14 protein-coding genes are annotated in these 20,226 nt (G+C 39.7%); 7 read left to right on the forward strand and 7 right to left on the reverse strand.

The window, feature by feature from the left end; genetic code table 11:
* Nucleotides 1–89: 89 nt before the first annotated feature.
* On the reverse strand, nucleotides 90–3,080 hold the full coding sequence (locus AB6T38_RS00310; RefSeq protein WP_372545277.1) for a sigma 54-interacting transcriptional regulator: 2,991 nt from the start codon (nucleotides 3,078–3,080) through the stop codon (nucleotides 90–92).
* 395 nt (nucleotides 3,081–3,475) lie between these two features.
* Here AB6T38_RS00310 and tig point away from each other — a divergent pair, with 395 nt between their 5' ends.
* The 6 genes from tig (at nucleotide 3,476) to AB6T38_RS00340 (ending at nucleotide 12,225) form a co-directional block, all read left to right on the forward strand.
* Entirely contained in the window at nucleotides 3,476–4,786 is a 1,311-nt protein-coding gene (gene tig, locus AB6T38_RS00315; protein WP_372545278.1) for a trigger factor, read from the forward strand.
* A 90-nt stretch (nucleotides 4,787–4,876) separates the two neighbouring features.
* Nucleotides 4,877–5,506, forward strand: a complete 630-nt coding sequence (clpP, locus tag AB6T38_RS00320; RefSeq protein ID WP_372545280.1) for an ATP-dependent Clp endopeptidase proteolytic subunit ClpP — start codon at nucleotides 4,877–4,879, stop codon at nucleotides 5,504–5,506.
* A 95-nt stretch (nucleotides 5,507–5,601) separates the two neighbouring features.
* A complete protein-coding gene (gene clpX / locus AB6T38_RS00325; RefSeq protein ID WP_348492494.1) occupies nucleotides 5,602–6,876 on the forward strand; it encodes an ATP-dependent protease ATP-binding subunit ClpX in 1,275 nt (424 codons plus the stop codon).
* A gap of 290 nt (nucleotides 6,877–7,166) precedes the next feature.
* Complete coding sequence (gene lon / locus AB6T38_RS00330; RefSeq protein ID WP_372545281.1) at nucleotides 7,167–9,533, forward strand: endopeptidase La; 2,367 nt, start codon at nucleotides 7,167–7,169, stop codon at nucleotides 9,531–9,533.
* 237 nt (nucleotides 9,534–9,770) lie between these two features.
* A complete protein-coding gene (gene hupB, locus AB6T38_RS00335) occupies nucleotides 9,771–10,043 on the forward strand; it encodes a nucleoid-associated protein HU-beta (protein ID WP_008844220.1) in 273 nt (90 codons plus the stop codon).
* A gap of 295 nt (nucleotides 10,044–10,338) precedes the next feature.
* On the forward strand, nucleotides 10,339–12,225 hold the full coding sequence (locus AB6T38_RS00340) for a SurA N-terminal domain-containing protein (RefSeq protein ID WP_372545282.1): 1,887 nt from the start codon (nucleotides 10,339–10,341) through the stop codon (nucleotides 12,223–12,225).
* 115 nt (nucleotides 12,226–12,340) lie between these two features.
* On the opposite strand, the gene AB6T38_RS00345 is transcribed toward AB6T38_RS00340, so the two are convergent.
* From AB6T38_RS00345 to AB6T38_RS00360, 4 genes are read right to left on the reverse strand one after another with little or no spacing between them, the layout of a single operon-like run.
* Nucleotides 12,341–14,389 carry a prepilin-type N-terminal cleavage/methylation domain-containing protein gene (locus AB6T38_RS00345; protein ID WP_372545283.1) on the reverse strand — a complete coding sequence of 683 codons (2,049 nt, stop codon included), beginning with the start codon at nucleotides 14,387–14,389 and terminating at the stop codon, nucleotides 12,341–12,343.
* Nucleotides 14,389–15,468 (reverse strand): hypothetical protein, encoded by a 1,080-nt coding sequence (locus AB6T38_RS00350; protein WP_372545284.1) that lies wholly within the window; start codon nucleotides 15,466–15,468, stop codon nucleotides 14,389–14,391. Before AB6T38_RS00350 ends, AB6T38_RS00345 begins: the two co-directional genes overlap by 1 nt.
* Nucleotides 15,469–15,499: 31 nt before the next feature.
* Entirely contained in the window at nucleotides 15,500–16,126 is a 627-nt protein-coding gene (locus tag AB6T38_RS00355) for a prepilin-type N-terminal cleavage/methylation domain-containing protein (protein WP_372545285.1), read from the reverse strand.
* Entirely contained in the window at nucleotides 16,120–16,668 is a 549-nt protein-coding gene (locus AB6T38_RS00360; RefSeq protein WP_372545286.1) for a GspH/FimT family pseudopilin, read from the reverse strand. The genes AB6T38_RS00355 and AB6T38_RS00360 overlap by 7 nt, the downstream gene beginning before the upstream one ends.
* An 80-nt stretch (nucleotides 16,669–16,748) precedes the next feature.
* Between AB6T38_RS00360 and AB6T38_RS00365 the strand changes: the two genes are divergently transcribed.
* Nucleotides 16,749–17,111: a type IV pilin protein gene (locus AB6T38_RS00365; RefSeq protein WP_372545287.1), complete on the forward strand. Its 363-nt coding sequence runs from the start codon at nucleotides 16,749–16,751 to the stop codon at nucleotides 17,109–17,111.
* A gap of 433 nt (nucleotides 17,112–17,544) precedes the next feature.
* Here AB6T38_RS00365 and AB6T38_RS00370 read toward each other — a convergent pair whose 3' ends face one another.
* A complete protein-coding gene (locus tag AB6T38_RS00370) occupies nucleotides 17,545–19,263 on the reverse strand; it encodes a GNAT family N-acyltransferase (RefSeq protein ID WP_372545288.1) in 1,719 nt (572 codons plus the stop codon).
* Nucleotides 19,264–19,371: 108 nt separating this feature from the next.
* The gene (locus AB6T38_RS00375) at nucleotides 19,372–20,172 is read right to left on the reverse strand and encodes a UDP-2,3-diacylglucosamine diphosphatase (protein WP_372545289.1); all 801 of its coding nucleotides are present in this window, start codon (nucleotides 20,170–20,172) and stop codon (nucleotides 19,372–19,374) included.
* Nucleotides 20,173–20,226: the final 54 nt, after the last annotated feature.

A 20,226-nucleotide genomic window follows, 5' to 3' on the forward strand; every position in this document is an offset into this window, starting at 1 on the left:
AATCAAACTAGGTAGGCGTCAACTGCATGGTACATTCTATGCTTATTTTACGGGTTATCGTTAGCTGATTATTTGTGATTTAAAGACTGTTAATCAGCGCTATCTAGTTCACGTTTTAGCTTATAAAATGTGGGTTCACTCACCCCTAACATTTCAGCCGCCTGGGCCATGCTATAAACCGGCGTATGTAAAATTGCTTCTAGAACGAGTAGTTTTATCTTGGCCACACAATTGGCTATGTGGACACCTCCAGTAGCAATAGGCATCAATACTTCACTAAATTGACTCCAGTCCGCTGGACGCTCTAATGAACCCTCATCTATGTCCTTTAGAATTTTGTCGACTTTTCTACGCGCTGTACTTTGCGATATGGATAATCTAGCAGCGGTTAGTCGCATCTTGCGGTCAGTCGCTAAATACGTTTTTAAAATTAATTCATCTTCAATCCAGATGCCAAAGGGAGCATTAAAAAACTTAGGATGTTGTCCTGAGGTTGCCAACATGTGTTTGAATATTTCTAACAACTCAGAAAAATACAGCTCGGGATTGATCTTTTTTACAGAATATTGTTCATTTGGCTGCACAATTGTTGAAGGTTGAGCGGCCGTAAAACTAGGCTCTTCCAGCGCTGCTGGTTTTATGGATGTTTTACTCTGGTGGTGAGAAGTCAACGACGTATTTGGGGGGAGGTCAATTTGTGTGGTTTGAGGGGGGACGATATGGGGCGTTGAATTTTCGAAACCATTATCATGAATATTCAATAGCTCCCAATCGATAGTACTGTTCTCACTAAGCAATGTCGCTTGCATCAAACGATTTTCCAGCTCGCGAATATTACCAGGCCAAGGATAATGCATCATTTTTTCAAGTGTTTCTGGCGCTAAAGTGCGTTTTTCAACTTTAAATTGTTCAGCAAACTTCTTCAAAAAGTGAGTTGCCAATAATGCAATATCTTCGACTCTTTCGCGTAAAGGCGGATTATGTAAGGTCAGAACATTTAATCGGTAGTATAAATCTTTACGAAAACGACCGAGTTCTACTTCTTGGGCCAAATCTCGATTGGTAACCGCAATAATTTTTACATCAACATTGATGACTTTATTTCCGCCTACGGGGGTAAAGTGTTTTTCTTGAACAAAGCGCAACAGTTTAGTTTGCATATTAAGGGGCAGTTCGCCAATTTCATCTAGTACCAAAACGCCGCCATTGGCATCTAACACTTTTCCTGAAGTTGTATTTTGCGCTCCGGTAAACGCTCCTTTAACGTGCCCAAATAACTCAGATTCAATCAATGTTTCGGGAATAGATCCGCAATCTACTATCACCAAGGCTTTGTCTTTGCGATTTCCCATTTGGTGTAACGCATTGATTAATCGTTCTTTACCCGTGCCACTTTCACCTGTCACTAATACTGTTGTGTCGGTTAGCGCCGCACGTTTAGCATGGCGCATCAAGTTTTCCATAGCCTGAGAGCGATAAATAATACTGCTGACTTGTAGACCTTCTTTTAATTGCGCCAATTCAATTTGTAGTTGTTCGTTTTGACTTTCTAATTTTCTATTCAGCTCTTCTTCTAAACGACTTCTGCGCAGCGCTTTACCAAGTTGCCGAGTCAAACCGGACAGAAGAACTTTGGTATCGTGTTTCACTTCAAATCGCTCTGCATTCCCACAAATGAAAAAGCAATCTTGGGTTTCAATTTCAAGGGGTAAAACTAATAGAAGTATATTGCCCATGTATCGCTCAGACGGCTTGCGACTTTCAATCGCTACTTCTTGCATTTGCTTGATTTCAGCTAAAAATGCACGGTCCTTATTCGTTAAGGGTATTGCGTTATCATTGGAATCTATTGAATATTTAAATTCATTTTGGTTTTGCTCTTCATTGCTCACTATCCCGGCACACATAAAATCGAAGGTTTGGGCTAAACGTTGCACCACACTTTGGGACAATTGTGAAAAGTTAAACTTGTCAGCTATTAGTGAGGATATATCCCATAATAACAACATGTTACGGTAATCAGTGACAGTGTCGGCGGTGAAAATTCCACCTAAATAATTAAACTGTTGCTGATACAAATTAAAATCATCTTTGTGCCAGGTAATTATCGAAGGCTGATTTTCTTGTTGGGCAACTTTTAACGCTTGATCCGCGCGATTAATTAACGTGTTAGCACTCTCACTTTCGCTACCAACTTGTGGATTGTGCTCGACAATTGCTGCACCTAAATCGAAAAGCAAGTTGATTGCACCATCTAAATATTGTTTTTGCTGTAAACTTCGCTGTAGTTTTTTTGCGAGGCTGGCGACATCAGTTTGTTCATTAACAGGAAATGCAACCCCGAAAAGTGCACCACCAAATCGACATAAAATGTCTCCGTCGCGTGTTATATCATTGAGGTTACTGGCGATCTCTTGAATGACGTTATCACCAAATTGATGCCCAAATTTTTTATTGATTTGATGAAAGTCAATACAGTGAACCATCACCAAACCAATGGAATAGGATTGGCTAAGTTGAGCAATTTTACTTTGTAGAACCGACCTAGAGCATAAATTAGTGAGGGGGTCGGACAGTAAAAACACATAGTCACTGATTAATTTGCTTTGCATACCAGCAGAGACAATTAACTGTTCAAATGCCGCATATGTTGAGTTCGACCCGTCTAAACTATTGTTAGGTGGTAATAACCAAGATGGTAAAGTGTGACTAAATTCTATTTTTATAAAATAAAACTGATCGCGGTTAAAAGGCTTTATCGGGGTGCGACGAGAAAGCGTTGGTTTTGACAAAGTAGCATCAGTGTCATTATGAGCTAAACCGCCTATGTTGGTGGAAATTAAATCAGAGGCTTGAATTAGTATGTTTTTTTCATCTATCTGTTTGATTATTAATTCTTTTTCTGTCGATTCTCGTATTGTTTGTTTAGTATTAAATAAACTGATTTCAGTGTTTGAGAGTTGCGGAATGGGCTCAACGGAACTCGCAGATACGCGATCTGATTTCCAATTAAATTGGGGATGAAACATACTAATATGTTTCGCACCAGCAATCGTTAATATGCATCGTAAATGATGCAAAAGCATATCTCTTGGGTTCAAATTGGGCTCGGGGATATAGTCACTTTTCTAAATTTAATATTCCACATATTAAGCTGTTATGCAATCAGGGTTAGGGTTTCCCCTGAGGCGAAAACTTTAAGCAGTGGCGCCTTTGTTTTTCGAACAATTTTAGTACACATATAAATCAGACCATTTAAATTAATTTTTACCCTCGACTATACAACTCTCAGCCTGTATACTGTCGCGTCTTTTTTAACCGAGGTGGACCAACAAGGTCCGCACCATACGGCAGTATTGGTATCTAAAATAGCCTGTTGTTTTTACATTAAATAAATACATCAAACTAAAACGTTATTTATCAGTTGCTGCGAGTTCGAATTACGCGTTATGTGACGCATAGTTGAGGAATAATAATGCAAGTTTCAGTCGAGACGACACAAGGCCTAGAGCGCCGTTTAACCATATCTGTTCCTGCTGATTCTATTGATTCAGCAGTAAAGTCACGCTTACAGCAGTTGGCTAAAACCCAACGTATTAATGGTTTCCGCCCAGGAAAAGTGCCAGTCACTGTAATTAAAAAACGCTTTGGTCAAGCGGTTCGTCAAGAAGTAGCTGGTGAAGCCATGCAACGTAACTTCTACGAAGCAGTGGTACAAGAAAAATTGAACCCAGCGGGTATGCCTAGCTTCGAAATGAAAAAAGATGTAGACGGTGAAGATCTAGAATTCGTTGCTTCTTTTGAAATTTATCCTGAACTAGAAGTTCAAGGTATCGATAAAATTGAGATCGAAAAGCCTGTTGTTGAAATTAACGACAAAGATCTTGATAACATGATGGATACTTTGCGCAAGCAACACGCTGACTGGAAAGAAGTTAAGCGTAAAGCGAAGAAAGATGATCGAGTAACTATCAACTTTGTTGGTACTATCGATGGTGAAGAGTTCGACGGTGGAAAAGCTGAAGACTTTCCCTTAGAGCTTGGTAAAGATCGCATGATTCCTGGTTTCGAAAAGCCACTTGTTGGTGCTAAGAAAGGTGAAGAAGTTGTTTCTAAAGTAACTTTCCCTGAAGATTACCATGCTGAAAACCTTAAAGGTAAAGATGCAGAGTTCGCTATCACTGTTACTAAGGTTGAAGGTTTAGAGCTACCGAAAGTCGATGAAGAGTTTGCTAAGTTGTTCGGTATCGAAGACGGCAATATTGAAGACCTCAAAGCAGAAGTCCGTAAAAACATGCAACGCGAACTTGATCAAACTCTTAAAGCTAAATTAAAAGAAGATGTGATTTCTGGTTTGCTTGAGCAAAACAGCATTGAAGTTCCTAAAGCACTTCTTGAACAAGAAATTGAAGCTTTACGTGAACAAGCGAAGCAACGTTTCCAACAACAATCAGGTGGCAATACTGCAAATATGCCTGAATTACCAGCTGATTTGTTCGAAGAAAATGCTAAACGTCGCGTTTCAATTGGTCTTATTTTAGGCGAAATCATTAAAACCAATGAAATTAAAGTAGATGACGCAAAAGTTGAGCAGTTAATTGAAACTACTGCTTCTGCATACGAAGATCCATCAGAAGTTATTGAGTACTACAAAACAAATAATGAATTACTACAGCAAATTCAAAACGTTGCCCTTGAAGAGCAAGCAGTTGAGTTGGTTCTAAGTCAATCTAAAGTTAAAGAAGTTGACACCGCTTTTGACGATATCATGAACAAACAACAGTAATTTAAGCCTTTGGTAATTGACTTCAATAGTCAGCACCTGATTAAATGCTCGGTAATTACCGAGCATTTTTATTTTTGAAGAAGTAATTTTATGTTGAATAATCCAATCGATCCACTCAACGCACTTGTCCCCATGGTAGTAGAACAAACTGCAAAGGGTGAGCGCTCTTACGATATCTATTCTAGACTGTTAAAAGAGAATGTCATTTTCTTGGTTGGTCAAGTTGAAGACCATATGGCTAACTTAATCGTAGCGCAGATGCTATTTTTAGAAGCTGAAAACCCAGAAAAAGATATATTTTTATATATTAATTCTCCAGGTGGTTCTGTTACTGCCGGTATGGCCATATATGATACTATGAACTTTATTAAACCTGATGTGAGTACTGTATGTGTAGGGCAAGCCGCCAGCATGGGCGCATTCTTGTTATCAGGTGGAGCCAAAGGTAAGCGTTATTGTTTACCTAACTCTAGGGTGATGATTCACCAACCATTAGGTGGATTTCAAGGACAAGCATCAGATTTTGAAATACATGCTAAAGAAATCCTGTCTATTAAAGAGAAGTTGAATCGTTTGTTGGCTGAACATACCGGTCAGGATTATGAGAAAGTTTCTCAAGACACTGACCGAGACAACTTTTTAAGTGCTTCTGAAGCAAAAGAGTACGGTTTGATCGACCAAGTGTTGACAAGTCGAGCAGATGCGCTAAATACCAAATAGTAATTTAAGTAGTATATCGTATAGCTCATATCGTCAATATGAGTTAAATAGTCAAATACAAAACGATATGACGAAATGGAAGGGGCAATTGTTAAATGAGTGATAAGCAAAACACAGACGGCGACAACAAGCTATTGTATTGCTCGTTCTGCGGTAAGAGTCAGCACGAAGTGCGTAAACTTATCGCTGGACCTTCGGTGTTCATTTGTGACGAGTGTGTCGAACTTTGTAACGATATTATTCGCGAAGAAATTAAAGAAATTTCACCGAAGAAAAAGCAAGATGCATTACCTAAACCGAAAGAAATACATAGTCACCTAGATGAATATGTAATTGGTCAGGAACATGCTAAAAAAGTCTTGTCTGTTGCGGTTTATAATCACTATAAGCGACTACGAAGCGGTGATGTGCACAACGGAATTGAGTTAAGTAAGAGTAACATTTTGCTTATCGGGCCAACCGGTAGTGGTAAAACTCTGCTTGCTGAAACACTTGCAAGACTATTGGATGTACCTTTTACCATGGCAGATGCGACTACGCTAACCGAAGCGGGTTACGTGGGTGAAGATGTTGAAAACATTATTCAAAAGTTACTGCAAAAGTGTGATTACGATGTGGAAAAAGCACAACGTGGTATCGTTTACATTGATGAAATAGATAAAATATCTCGAAAATCAGATAATCCTTCGATTACCCGCGATGTTTCAGGTGAAGGTGTTCAGCAGGCATTATTGAAACTGATTGAAGGGACTATTGCTTCAGTTCCCCCTCAAGGTGGGCGTAAGCATCCACAACAAGAGTTTTTACAAGTTGATACCTCTAAGATCTTATTTATCTGTGGCGGTGCCTTTGCCGGTCTAGATAAAGTGATTGAGCAGCGTGCAGCTGTAGGTTCAGGTATTGGATTTGGCGCTACGGTCAAAAATAAAGATGACAAAAAAGCTGCCAGCGAATTATTCAAAAAAGTAGAACCTGAAGACTTGGTTAAATATGGATTGATTCCAGAGTTTATTGGTCGTTTACCAGTTCTAACTAGTTTAGAAGAGTTAAACGAAGAAGCATTAATTCAAATTCTGCAAGAGCCTAAAAACGCCCTTACTAAGCAATATGGTGCGTTGTTCGCTATGGAAGATACAGAGTTAGAGTTCCGTGAAGATGCCTTACATGCAATTGCTGCCAAAGCAATGGAACGCAAAACCGGTGCCCGTGGACTACGCTCTATCGTGGAAGGTGTTTTGCTAGAAACCATGTATGATTTACCGTCGATGACAGGTGTGAGTAAAGTCGTCATTGATGAAACGGTTATCAAAGGCGAGTCTAAACCGATTCTTATTTACGACAGTGGCGATAAAAAAGCTGCATCAGAATAATCTATATTGAAATTTAAAGGCTCTTCGGAGCCTTTATTGTTGTATATCACTTCATCAAGCGTGCGCCCCTCCTAATCTTCATCGATTACTTCTAAGTAAACCTCATTCGATTATCAGTAGGTAAATTATTTTTTTATTATGAGTTTATTTAACATTATGATTTTTAAAGACAAAAATATAAATTGAATAAGAATTCATAGTATCGTAATGTTATTCAATTGAACTTTACTGTGTTAACCCCATATACATAATCAATACCTTTCTAGCAGTTAACTAAAACGAGATGTAGCATGACAGATGAGCGAGTTGATCGCATTGAAATGCCAGTATTGGCATTGCGTGATGTGGTGGTGTATCCCCACATGGTTATTCCATTATTCGTTGGCAGAGAAAAATCTATCCGTTGTTTAGAAGCAGCAATGGACAAAGATAAGCAGATTTTCTTGGTTGCCCAAAAAGACGCTGGCGTAGATGAGCCAGAAACCGAGGATGTGTATCAAGTTGGTACCATCGCGACCATATTACAACTTCTAAAGCTACCTGACGGCACTGTAAAGGTGTTAGTTGAAGGGAATGTTAGAGGTCAAATTCAAACCTTTTTACAAACTGATGATTTTTTTGTGGCAGAGGTTGTGCGTAAAGAAGATCAAGAGGTTGCTGAGAACGAGCAGGAAGTATTGATACGCTCTGCCATTTCTCAGTTTGAAGGTTACGTTAAACTCAACAAAAAGATCCCACCAGAGGTACTAACCTCTCTTAGTGGTATTGAAGAAGCGGCTCGCTTAGCAGACACAATGGCCGCGCATATGCCCCTGAAATTGTCTGAAAAGCAAAAAGTACTCGAAATGGAAGGCGTTAACGAACGCTTAGAGTATTTGATGGCGCTCATGGAAAATGAAATTGATTTGCTTCAAGTAGAGAAAAAAATCCGTACTCGGGTTAAGAAGCAAATGGAAAAAAGTCAGCGTGAATATTATCTAAACGAGCAAATGAAGGCCATTCAAAAAGAATTGGGCGAGCTTGATGAGACTCCTGACGAATTTGAAGCGTTAGCCAAAAAAATTGAAGATGCTAAGATGCCTCAAGAGGCGAAGGATAAGGCAACAGCTGAGCTACGCAAGCTTAAAATGATGTCTCCTATGTCGGCTGAAGCTACTGTGGTGAGAAGCTATATTGATTGGCTCGCTAATGTCCCTTGGCATAAACGTAGTGCGGTTAAAAAAGATTTAGCCAAAGCAGACGATATTCTTGACTCCGACCATTATGGTTTGGAAAAAGTGAAGGAACGAATCCTAGAGTATTTAGCCGTTCAACAGCGTGTGAAAAAGCTTAAAGGACCTATTTTATGTTTAGTTGGGCCTCCTGGTGTAGGTAAAACCTCACTCGGGCAGTCAATTGCTAAAGCAACTGGCCGTAAATACGTGAGAATGGCCCTTGGTGGTGTGCGCGATGAAGCTGAAATTCGTGGACATAGACGAACCTATATCGGCTCAATGCCAGGAAAATTAATCCAAAAAATGGCTAAAGTAGGGGTTAAAAACCCACTATTTTTACTCGATGAAATCGACAAAATGTCGTCTGATATGCGTGGTGATCCCTCCTCAGCTTTACTTGAGGTGTTAGATCCTGAGCAAAATGGCACATTCAGCGATCATTATTTAGAAGTGGATTACGATTTATCAGATGTGATGTTCGTTGCAACGTCAAACAGTATGAACATTCCTGGCCCTTTATTGGATCGTATGGAAGTTATTCGCTTATCAGGCTACACAGAAGACGAGAAGCTAAATATTGCGACCCGTCACCTTGTTGAAAAACAAATGTCTCGAAATGGACTTAAAAAAGGTGAGTTGGTAATCGAAGACTCTGCCATTATCGGTATTATTCGTTATTACACTCGTGAAGCCGGTGTACGTAGTTTAGAGCGAGAGATTTCCAAAATTTGCCGTAAAGCAGTGAAAAACATCTTACTCGACAAATCTTTAAAACAAGTCGTTGCTAACCAAGAAAATCTCAAAGACTTCTTAGGTGTGCAACGTTTTGACTACGGAAAAGCTGAGGGTAGTAATCAAATAGGTCAAGTCACTGGTCTTGCGTGGACGTCAGTAGGAGGCGACTTACTAACAATTGAGACAACCTCAGTACCTGGTAAGGGTAAAACAACCTTTACGGGATCTTTGGGTGACGTAATGCTTGAGTCAATTAAGACGGCAATGACAGTGGTTCGCAGTCGTGCTGAAAAATTACGCATAAATGAAGATTTCCATGAAAAACGGGACATACATGTTCACGTTCCTGAAGGCGCGACACCGAAAGATGGCCCAAGTGCTGGTATTGCCATGTGCACGGCGTTAGTTTCATCGTTAACAGGTAATCCGGTTAAAGCTGAAGTGGCAATGACTGGTGAAATTACGCTTCGTGGCGAAGTGCTCGCCATTGGTGGTTTAAAAGAAAAGTTACTTGCTGCTCATCGTGGTGGAATTAAGACAGTCGTCATTCCTAAAGATAACGAGCGTGACCTAGAAGAGATTCCTGACAACGTTAAGCAAGACTTAGATATTCACGCTGTGCAGTGGATTGATGAAGTTTTAAGCTTGGCATTGCAGGAGAATCCTGAAGGTTTTAGCACTGAAAAAGCACAATCGAAGAAAAAATAGCCAATAACGGCTATTTTTTTTATATTTTTTGAAGTTTAGGGCTTCACTAAGTTAAAAGATATGGTAGCCTTTAGAACAGATTCGTCAGAAGCCTTATCACAAAAGGGATTGAGACGATTCATTAAGTGTAAATAAATTGTAAATCAATGCTTGAAATTATAAATTAAGCTTGCTATAACGTCACCGTAATAAAAAATGTACGGAACAATAAATAAAAACAAATGAAGGGGATCTATTGTGAACAAGTCTCAACTAATCGATAGTATTGCTGCTGGTGCAGATATTTCTAAAGCAGCTGCTGGTCGTGCTCTTGATTCATTTACCGATGCAGTTACTGCAGCTCTTAAAGACGGCGATCAAGTAGCGCTAGTTGGCTTTGGTACATTCTCAGTTCGTGAGCGCTCAGCTCGAAGTGGTCGTAACCCGCAAACTGGTGAAACTATCCAGATTGCTGCAGCGAAAGTACCTTCTTTCAAAGCAGGTAAAGCTCTTAAAGATTCTTGTAACTAAGAATTTTAGTCTTTTTAAAAAAGGGCGATGAGAAATCATCGCCCTTTTTGTATGTGTAATATAGCAATACTGCAACGAACAAATCCCAATGGTTTATTCGTTACATATTAGGTAATCGGGCTTCGGATCCAGATAATTGTGATGGAATCAAAATAAACCTTGACTGAATTCCGTTTACTTGGGTATATCACTGGTGATCAAACCAATTTTCACGTTATAATCCTGCCGCTTTATTACCGTTTGAAAAAATTTAATACGGTTGAATTCATTAGTCCGTCGGAGATAAAAGACGCATATGTTGGAAAAAATTAGAGAAGGATCCCAAGGCACTTGGGCTATTGTGATCCTAGGTTTAGTTATTTTAAGTTTCGTCTTCGCGGGCGTTGGTGGTTATGTATCTTCATCTAGTAATGCGGCTGCATCAGTAAATGGAAGTGAAATTTCCCAAACGACATTCGATCGTGCGTATCAAAATGAACGTGCAAGAATGGAAGCGCAATACGGAGAAAGTTTCAGCATACTAGCTGCCGATAGCGCTTATTTAAGTCAGTTTCGCAAAAATATTATCGACAGATTAATTGCCGATAAATTGATGGAGCAAGCAGCCGAAGAACTTGGTTTGCGTGTTAGTGAAGAACAAGTTCTTAAAAGCATTGCGAGTATGCCTGAATTTCAGGTTGGACAGTCTTTTGATAATGAACGATTCAAAGCTACATTGCGTCAAATTGGTTTTCAACCTAGTACGTTTAAAGACTATTTACGCAGCGAAATGACACGTCAGCAGTTTGTCAGTGCGATGTTAGGCAGCGAGTTTAGCCTTGAGTCTGAAGCCTCTAAAATTCTTGCTTTGCAATTTCAGACTAGAGATATTCAATACTTCACCGTTGCATCTAGCGGTTTTTCTGATTCCGTTGAAATTAGTGATCAGGATATTGAAGTTTATTATCAACAAAACCTGACTCAGTTTGATACCCAAGAAAAAGTAAGCTTAGAATATATTGAGCTTAACGCCGATGATTTGATGGCAGGAATTGACGTTACCGATGAAGAAGTAGAAGACTTATACAATCGTTCTTCAAATGATTTCCAAACTGAAGAACAGAGAAGGCTTTCACTTATTCTTATTGAGTTTGGTGAAGATGAAGATGCAGCTAGAGAGAAAGCTGAAGCCACGTTAACACGCTTACGTAGCGGTGAAGATTTTGCGATGGTAGCGTCTGAAGTTTCTGATGATGCCTTTTCAGCCGAAAATGGTGGTGATCTTGATTATATCGGACGTGGAGACATGGACGAAGAGTTTGAAGATGCAGCATTTAATTTAGAAAATGTTGGTGACATTACCGATATTGTTGAATCAGATTTTGGTTTACAAATTATCAAGCTTACGGATATTAAAGATCAACAAGTTACTCCTTTTGCTGAGGTCAAAGACACATTGGCAGAGCAGGTTAGACGTGAAAAAGCAGTTGAAGAGTTTTTCATATTGCAAAATACGGCTGCAGAACTGGCGTTTGAAATGCCAAACGATTTAATCGAAGTAGCAGATGCATTAGACACTGAAGTAAAATCTACAGCGTTGTTTACTAAAAGCGCTCCGCCAACTGAAGTTTCCAGTCCGTTAGTCGTTAATCAAGCCTTCTCAGATGAGTTAATTGGTGATCGAGTCAACAGTGAAGTGATCTCCATTGGTGAAAATAATGTGATGATCATTCGTGTTAAAGAGCATGAACCAGAGCGTACCAAGTCATTAGAGGAAGTTAAGCCAGAGATTGTTGTTCAACTCACGGCTCAAAAAGCGCAGGAAGCTGCGAAAGTCTGGGCACAATCGGTGTTAGCAGAGTTAGAAAACGGCTCTGATATAACAGATAAACTCACAGAAAAAAATATCGGCTGGGAGTTGCAAGCTGACCTTACTCGTTTTGGTAGTGACGTCCCTGCGGCAGTAGTTGACAAGGTGTTTCAGTTGGCCCTCAACGAAGAGCAAAACAAAGCGGTGGTTGAGTTAACTAACGGTGACATCAGTGTAGTTCAGTTGAATCATGTAAATAGCTCGGAAGCATATTCAGCAGAGCAACTTTCAGTAATGCAACGTCAATTAGGGCAAATGCACTCGCAAATAGAAATTACTAACCTAATCGAAGCATTGAAAGCAAATGCAGATATTGAAGTTTATATACAATAAATTATTGTTTTTAAATTAATTTGTAAAGGCCAGTGACACTGGCCTTTTTTCTGTCTTTAATTCAATTGCTGAATTTTCAAGAGTTAGAATATAAGCTAAAAAAGCAATATTCAGATTAACTGCTAAATTCTACTATCAGCCAATACTCAGAGTGTGATGTTGCGGTTATGGGGTTTACTAGACCCAAGTTATTGCCTGGTGTGAGCTTACCGCTGGGATCTTTCCAAAATAGACTTACCTTTGCCTCTAACAGGCTGCTATCTACAGTAATAGTGCCTATCCAACCATTAGGAACCATTGAGCAATTGAAAAAGCTTGTACTTGGTTGAGCTATTATTTCAGTAGTGCAGTTAAAGCCTTCCTTCTCGGGGGTAACTTTTAGTTTATTCAACTCCAGCATTTGAGTACCAGAGCAGGGCTTCTCGAGATCAGCTTCTAACGATACACAATATATGTCTACAACTAGACCATGCATGTTAACTTCTTTTACTTTTAGCTGTATGGGGCTACTTGAAGTAGCTTGAGATTGATTAAACACAGAAATTGCTGGAGAGCCAGTAAGTCCCTCGTTACCTCTGTTTAGGGTATTGGTTAGCTTTGTGTTTCCTGCAGCGAGTGCAACTAATCGCCCTTTGCTATAAGAAGCATATAGTTGGTCTTTAGGAGAAAAGGTAGTTTCTCTTGGTTGATTCGTGATTTGGGCAACCGCTTCGTCACCGCTGTTCCAATCAGCATGCATGGTTAATTCGACATCTAAAAATGGAGTGAGTTTCAGCCAATCAGAGTCGCCTTTTAAGATCATGTGTTGAAGTGTTACTTTGTGTTCTTCTGTAAGCCTTTCTATATAGAGGCTTCTTAACTCCAATGGCGCAGCAGAAGGCACAAGCGTCACCGTTTTTTCCAATGGTGATACGGGGAGATCTTTGCCTAAAATATAATTTTTAAGCAAGTCTGAAACGTGTTTTTGATACTCGGAGTTGAATACTGTTGTCATTTGATTTTTAAGAAAAGCGATAGTTTGCAAAGACTGCAAATCCGCTAATATTTCGAACTCTCCATTTACCCTCTGAAATCGGCATAGCTCATCGTATTGGTCACCGCTATTAATTGCCTTAAGGTATTTTCCATCAACTGTTAATTTGTAATGTTTATGTGGCGAACCAGATTCTTCTCTATAGTAATTTTGTTCTTCTAACATTGCCTCTGAATCATGGTGATCCCGGCAACAAGAGGAACACAACGGCGATTGCCCAGGCTCTGGTATACCTGTCATTTTGCTTATCCATTTGCCAGACTGAACGTTAAGTTGGTTTGCATCAATTATAATTTGGGCCGGTGTCTTAGCGATACTATTTACAGATAATTTGCATCGACATTGGCTAAAAACTAATTCTCTTTGTTGTTGCACTGTTCTGAGTTTGGGATCTTCATCGTAAACAAGCTTAAATGTATCCAGCCGACTAATTGGTTGTCGCTTATCGAGTTGGATAGGATGACTGGTTTGTAGTGTGCTTTTATCTATTTTATGGAACATTTGCGCTTTATAAGGCGTTAATGGTATTTGTCGTTCAGGGGTTACTTCAGAATCTACAGTCTTATTAAAAGCGTGGTAACTCCTATGGGTAGGAATTGGAGCAATAAAACTGGTTAACTCATATTTTTTCGAATCACCTTTTTCATCCATCCAACTAACCTGAATGTTAACTTCCTTTCTAGCAGGCAATAGCGGTAATGGTGAAGGTGCAATCTCAGACTCACTGGTAACCCACTTATCAGCTTTACCATCTTCATCTGAATCAACAAAATATTGATCCCTTACTTGCCAGTGTTGCTTAAATTTTAGGGTATTTTCAGTGTGAGTATTTTCGACTATTTCCATTTCACCGGAATGAGAAATTCCGCCTTGATCGTCGGCGATAGATTGAAAGTTCTGTATAAATTCAGACTTTCTATTTTGCTCAAAATATCTTAGCTCAATCATTTTTTGTTTTGCAATTTGCACCGCAGTGGCATGCATGTCTAAGGACTGTTTAGAAGTCATTATATGAGTTTGCATTGTGGCGAAGCCGGTTACTCCTACAAGGAGTATTAAAGAGGCTATCATCACTTCGATAAGTGAAAAGCCATAGTTTACAGTGAGTCGTATATGGTTATCTTGAGCCATTAGAAGTTTCGCCAGCTGCTAGGTACACGGGCAATTCGCCAATTGTTTGGATCTTGATGGAAATTATTTATGACATCAGCATTGTATTTGATTGTTAACGGCTGATTGTTAACGGCAATTGACTCTGTTGCAATCAAGGCTCCATCAATCACTGCTGCACCATTAACATGGATTTGCGCAGCTAAAATAGAGTCTAAGGGGGTCAACATCATTACCATCCCCACGATTTTTGTATTGTCAGCGAAAGTTAAACTGCCTTTATCCACAATCAACATGACAGGGTCTTCAGTTGTACCTACTGTGGTGTCTTTTAAAAGCTTACAATTGCCTTTTACCCATATTAAGCCTGAATTTGCACGGCTAAGATCCTCACAACGAGAAATAACCTTATCGGCTTCATCCATAAACTGTGTTCTGTATTTAGCAGGTAAGTTAGTTAGATAAGCAAAAATATCATTGGGAAAAGTGTCGGGATTATCAATGATGTCACTGTTTTTGTTATGTTCTCCACTTAAAGGCGATACTTCACAGTCGTTAGTTAAATATTCATACAACTGACAGCTCACCAGTTCTAACGTTGCCATATCTAACTCATTTGCCATCCATAGGGACAAGGGTAACCCAGTTCCTGCACCGTTAGGGTCGGCGACTAAGGTTAATTTGCTTTCGATAGACAAAGACTTACCGACTATTAGTGGTGCTTTAGGTAAAGTACGGAGTAACGGGTAAGAGATTACAAGCTGGGACAAATTTACAGTGGCTAAGTTATCTACCGAAGTCCCTTTGGAGCGAATTTCAATGATATGCATTTGCTGATTAAAGCGTTCGGTTTGGGTGTTCTGCATGTCAATTACAATTTGTCCCTGGCCTTTTATCATTAGGGTTTGTTCACTTAGCTTCTCCAATGGCTGCTCGCTAATTTGGGATAGCAACTGGAAGCTTCCCATTGCCGCCAAATTTTCCGCAGTTACATGGTTTTGTGTGTTTAGGCTAATTCTATTTTTAGCCATGCTGATTTTTGCTGAATAAGCCAAGATGGTTGAACTAAGGAGAAGCAGCAATGTGACTGTTGCTAACATTATTGCGCCCACTTGCCTTGCAGGAGAAAATTTATACATCGTATTGACTCTGCAGAAACACATCTCGAACTATCTGCCTACTGAGCTTGCTGTCCTGTTTCACCGAAGCAGCTAAATGCAAGCGAATCGCCACTGTGGATTGGGAGGTGAAAATGATAGTGAATCGTAACTCATCCACATGAGTTACACTGCTATCTGTAAGATCCTGCCAACCACCGGCTGCACAGTCGGCACCATCTTGTCGCATTTCCACAGCATTATTGCGGAGTCGAAATCCATAGTTTTCGTTATTTCCTTCGATATTGATAATGCCACTTTTGTCTTTATCATAGGCATATAAAATGCAGCTACTGTCAGGTTCTTTCGGGTGCATGGCTATTACAATAGGATGATGATATTGACTTAGGTAGATATCTGGACTCTTTATTGCAGCGCTAATGTCAGCATTAAAACCTGCTCTTTGTATATCCGTAGAGATCAGATTTGCAACTGTATTGAGCTCTTCCTGTAAGCGCATTAGCATCAAAAATTTGCTATTGGTTGCTGCACTGTTACCCACAAATGCGGCTAAACTCGATACTGCAGCCAAGCCTATTGTCATCGCAATGAGTAACTCAATGAGTGAAAATCCGAGCTGCTTTGATAATGAACTTAACATGCTTGGAACGCGCCTAAGTGTCCGTGTTGCATGCAAATTCTAACGCGCCCTAAATTACTGACGATAAGTTTGGCTGCTTCATTGCCATTACTAAATACGCCAGAACCTGCATTGCCAATGGCTGTTCCTCTCACACCATCGAAGATAATAGCTTGGTCCTTTCCCATGGTCATATCTGAAAATAAAACCGTTGGATAATCGTCAGCGGAAACCCGATATTCAATTTCATCTACTTTGCACGTGGCATGCAATTGGCAATCACAAGGACCACTATCACTAAGTGCTATGCACCAGTTTTTTCCTTTTTCAAATTGAACGGTTACTTTTTTATTCTGAGTTATGGCTGTTGATTTCGCTTGTTGCAATAAAAAGTAGCTGGTCTGTAATGAGCCTTTTAATTGCTGGTGACGCAAGGTTTGCATGATTGACGGAGCTCCAACTGCCGAAAGCAACGCAATAATTGATAGCACTACCATGACTTCCAAAATGGTAAACCCCTCAAAGGAAGTCCTTTTAAACTGATGTTTTTGATTTATACGCACTTTCAATACCCTTTGAATTTTTCCATGTGCTTTACTGATATTGAGTATATGAAAATTTAAAAAACATGGAGTACAGTTTTATGAGCAAGGGAGTTAGCTTAATTGAATTAATGATCACCTTGGCTATCATTGCCATTCTGGTCGCGGTATCGGGTAACGTTTTTAGCAGTAATATTTTAAAGTCTCGCAGACAGCAGGCGCAAAATGAGTTATTTGAAAGCACCCTTTTGCAAGGACAGTTTCGCTTGACTCATGGTCGTTACGCAAATGCAGAAGAGTTGGGATTAAAAAATTCTGAACACTATATTTTTGCGACAGAAAACAAAGGAGGAATAACCTTTGTATTAACTGCGACAGCGCAAAATAACCAGAAAAAAGACTCGGCCTGTAGCCGGTTAAGCATTAATCAATCAATGCAACGTTTGCCAAAAGGTTGCTGGTAACAAGCGTCAAATAAATTGTTTGGGTGACGTAAACGCTAAAGCCTGTAACAGCAAGTTCTTTAGATGAGGGGCATGTTCACAGTATCCACATTAACAGTAGATAGGTGGCCGCAATCCCTAAGGAAATCACCAGAATTTTAATAAATCCTTTTTTGCCATCATCTAAACTATAGCCATGGGTTTTTAGGTAAATTATCCAAATCAAAAATAGCGCAATGGGTATTAAAAATAAGAAGCGCAGCAAAGTATTTCTCCTAACATCAGCGTAGAGCTACTCAGTAACTTAAGTAGTTCACTTAGCAGCAACGATATAGCGATTCCGTTGCAATAGTCAATGCTGAATCGTTAATATCCGCAGCTTAGTTGTTAGGTTTAGAAGTACCAGTAGAGCCCACTTTCTTGACTGCTGCGTGTATAAGTTGATGTTGATCCATTAGCTGGCTTTTTTGATCTCTTGTTGCAAATACCGTTTTTGCTTTTTGGCTTTCATTTTTGAAATATCACCTAATGCTAAGCCATCAATACAGTCGTTAAAGTCAGGGTCAATATTAAAATCCAAAAACTGTAGGCCATTGTCATCATAGGTTTCAGAATATTGTTTGTATAGGGTTGGCACTAGCATGCCGATATTCGCCAACAAATGCTTTAAGGTTGTGAAATCTTCTTTGTAGTCTTTCCCCCTAAAAGGTGAGTTGAGTTGTTCGCTCATTTCAAACGGAAGCTTCGAACTAGCTAGGCATGTTTGGCAAGGGAAATACATTTGATAAAACTGCACAATGAGGTTCTTGGCGGCATTTGGGTATGTGTTACTTAAACTCACAGGGCCAAATAAATAGCGATATTGAGGGTTTTTCTGAATAAAAGCCCCAATTCCATACCACAAATAATCTAAACTACGTCTACCCCAATAACGAGGTTGTACAAAACTGCGGCCTAGCTCTAAACCTTGCTCAAAATATGGCTGCATACTGTCTCTATAATTAAACAAGGTGCTTGAATAAAGCCCGTCTACACCATATTTTTCGACAATTCTTTTTGCATCTCCTATACGATAAGCTCCAGCTATTTCTAGATCATCTCTATCCCACAAAATGAGTTGTAGGTAGTGATTGTCAAACTTGTCAATATCTCTACGGCGATTGCTGCCTTCTCCCACAGCTCGAAAGGCAACTTCTCTCAATCGACCTATTTCGCGCATAATGGGCGACGATTTTTTATATTGATACAAATAAATGAGTTTGCCATCACCGGTTTCACCCAATAACTCGCATTCAGCTTTTATGGCTTTGGATAAGGCTTTACGGTCCTCAGGAGGTGCAATTGCTGTTTGGGTTTTATATACCCCACGTTTGCCCGAAGCGATTTTGTACAGGTGTTTTTTAAACAGTTTGACATGTTGTGAGCGCGTCAAGGTATTGTGATTGAATGACTCTACGGGCACGATTTCGCCGATTCTAATGGGTAAGTGGTTACGCTTTTGTTTAAACATCTCTTTTACCAATAGTGCGGTGGCTAATGGTTTGTACAACATGGATACGCCATAAAAAAGAGGCGAGTTTTTAGCATCAATAAAGGTCGGCAGGATAGGGGAGTTGGTTGATCGCGCGATTTTTAAAAATCCTGAATTCCAGCGAGTGTCTCTGACACCTTGGGGGCGTAGACGTGACACTTCGCCAGCAGGAAAGATTAATACAGCCCCTTCTTGTTTAAGGTGTTGATGAATATTTTGCAGATGTTCTTTGGGCGTACCGCCTTGCATATTATTGACTGGGAGCAACATATCTTGCAGGGGATCTAAGGTCATCAGCATTTGATTAGCTACGACTTTTACGTCTGGTCTTATTTCACATAATAGTTTTAATAACGCCAAGGCATCCAACGAGCCTATAGGGTGGTTCGCTATTACTACCACTCGCCCAGAACTGGGAATACGCTCTTTTTCAATATCTCTGACTGAGTAACTGATATTGAAATACGCTAAGACTTGTTCGATGAAATCTATGCCTTGGATGTTTGGGTAGGTTTGTCCAAATTCCAACATCTCTTTTTCATGAAGTAGATGTCTCAAAGCGAATTGTAGGGGTTTTGATAACCAAGGGTTGTTTTCTGCTTGTGGATAATGTTTTTTTATAACGTCTTCAACAGTGAACATATTCAAACCTAAATGTATCTGCATTTTTGCGGATGTTACCTAGCAAATATGACAATTTAACGCCACATTTCTTGCAAATTTGTGACGTTAAGTTTTCTGACAATGGCTTTAAGCGGCTTGTGAGTTTTTCGACTTACCTGCCTGTTTAATCGGTATTACTTGGGCTTTTTCAGCCAAATTTGTCCAATACACTAATTCTAAATGGCCCTCTTCATTTTCAGTTAGCGCTGAACAATTTTCGATCCAATCCCCATCATTGACATAAATAACATCTCGTTTTGAACATATTTCTGGGTGATGAATATGACCACAAATAACGCCATCAAGTCCGTGAGTTTTTGCTCTGTTACAGCAGGCTTGTTTATATCTATCGATGGCTAAATTAGCGCCTTTAATATGTTTTTTGATATGACCTGCGAGGGACCAATAGGGTTTACCGCGAAAGGTTTGAATACGGTTAAACCAACGATTTATAAACAATAATAAATCGTAAGCTTTATCTCCAATCCAGGCATGAAATGGTCCGAAACATACTTCCTCATCGAATTGGTCACCATGTAAAACTAAGAGTTTTTTATCGTCTTGGGTAACATGAATTGTTTCACGGAGGACTTTGATATGGCCAAACTCCATGCCGTTGTATTTTTGCAGTGGTTGGTCATGGTTTCCGGGGAGATATATGACTGTGGTATCTGTTTGAGATAATTGCCAAATTTTGTGTAAAACCTGATTGTGGCTGTCTGGCCAACGAAATTGTTTACTCATGGCCCACATATCAACAATGTCTCCCACCAAATAAATCGTTTCAAATTGGTGGTTATTTAGGAAGTCGAGTAAATACTCAGCTTTACAATCTTTGCAACCTAAATGAATATCTGACAACCAGACTGTTTTGTATTGCTTTTTCATGCGCGCACCATAAACGTGAAGTAAAAACCAAGTAAAGTAAGTTCCTCGCTACTA

It is taken from the genome of Aliiglaciecola sp. SL4 (genome assembly GCF_041538045.1).
Lineage (GTDB): Bacteria > Pseudomonadota > Gammaproteobacteria > Enterobacterales > Alteromonadaceae > Aliiglaciecola.

Coding starts and splice junctions, on each gene's coding strand:
- AB6T38_RS00375 (WP_372545289.1), bottom strand. CDS start 20,172: ATGAAAAAGCAATACAAAACAGTCTGGTTGTCAGATATTCATTTAGGT.
- AB6T38_RS00340 (WP_372545282.1), top strand. CDS start 10,339: ATGTTGGAAAAAATTAGAGAAGGATCCCAAGGCACTTGGGCTATTGTG.
- AB6T38_RS00350 (WP_372545284.1), bottom strand. CDS start 15,468: ATGTTAGCAACAGTCACATTGCTGCTTCTCCTTAGTTCAACCATCTTG.
- tig (WP_372545278.1), top strand. CDS start 3,476: ATGCAAGTTTCAGTCGAGACGACACAAGGCCTAGAGCGCCGTTTAACC.
- lon (WP_372545281.1), top strand. CDS start 7,167: ATGACAGATGAGCGAGTTGATCGCATTGAAATGCCAGTATTGGCATTG.
- AB6T38_RS00345 (WP_372545283.1), bottom strand. CDS start 14,389: ATGGCTCAAGATAACCATATACGACTCACTGTAAACTATGGCTTTTCA.
- clpP (WP_372545280.1), top strand. CDS start 4,877: ATGTTGAATAATCCAATCGATCCACTCAACGCACTTGTCCCCATGGTA.
- AB6T38_RS00355 (WP_372545285.1), bottom strand. CDS start 16,126: ATGTTAAGTTCATTATCAAAGCAGCTCGGATTTTCACTCATTGAGTTA.
- AB6T38_RS00370 (WP_372545288.1), bottom strand. CDS start 19,263: ATGTTCACTGTTGAAGACGTTATAAAAAAACATTATCCACAAGCAGAA.
- clpX (WP_348492494.1), top strand. CDS start 5,602: ATGAGTGATAAGCAAAACACAGACGGCGACAACAAGCTATTGTATTGC.
- AB6T38_RS00365 (WP_372545287.1), top strand. CDS start 16,749: ATGAGCAAGGGAGTTAGCTTAATTGAATTAATGATCACCTTGGCTATC.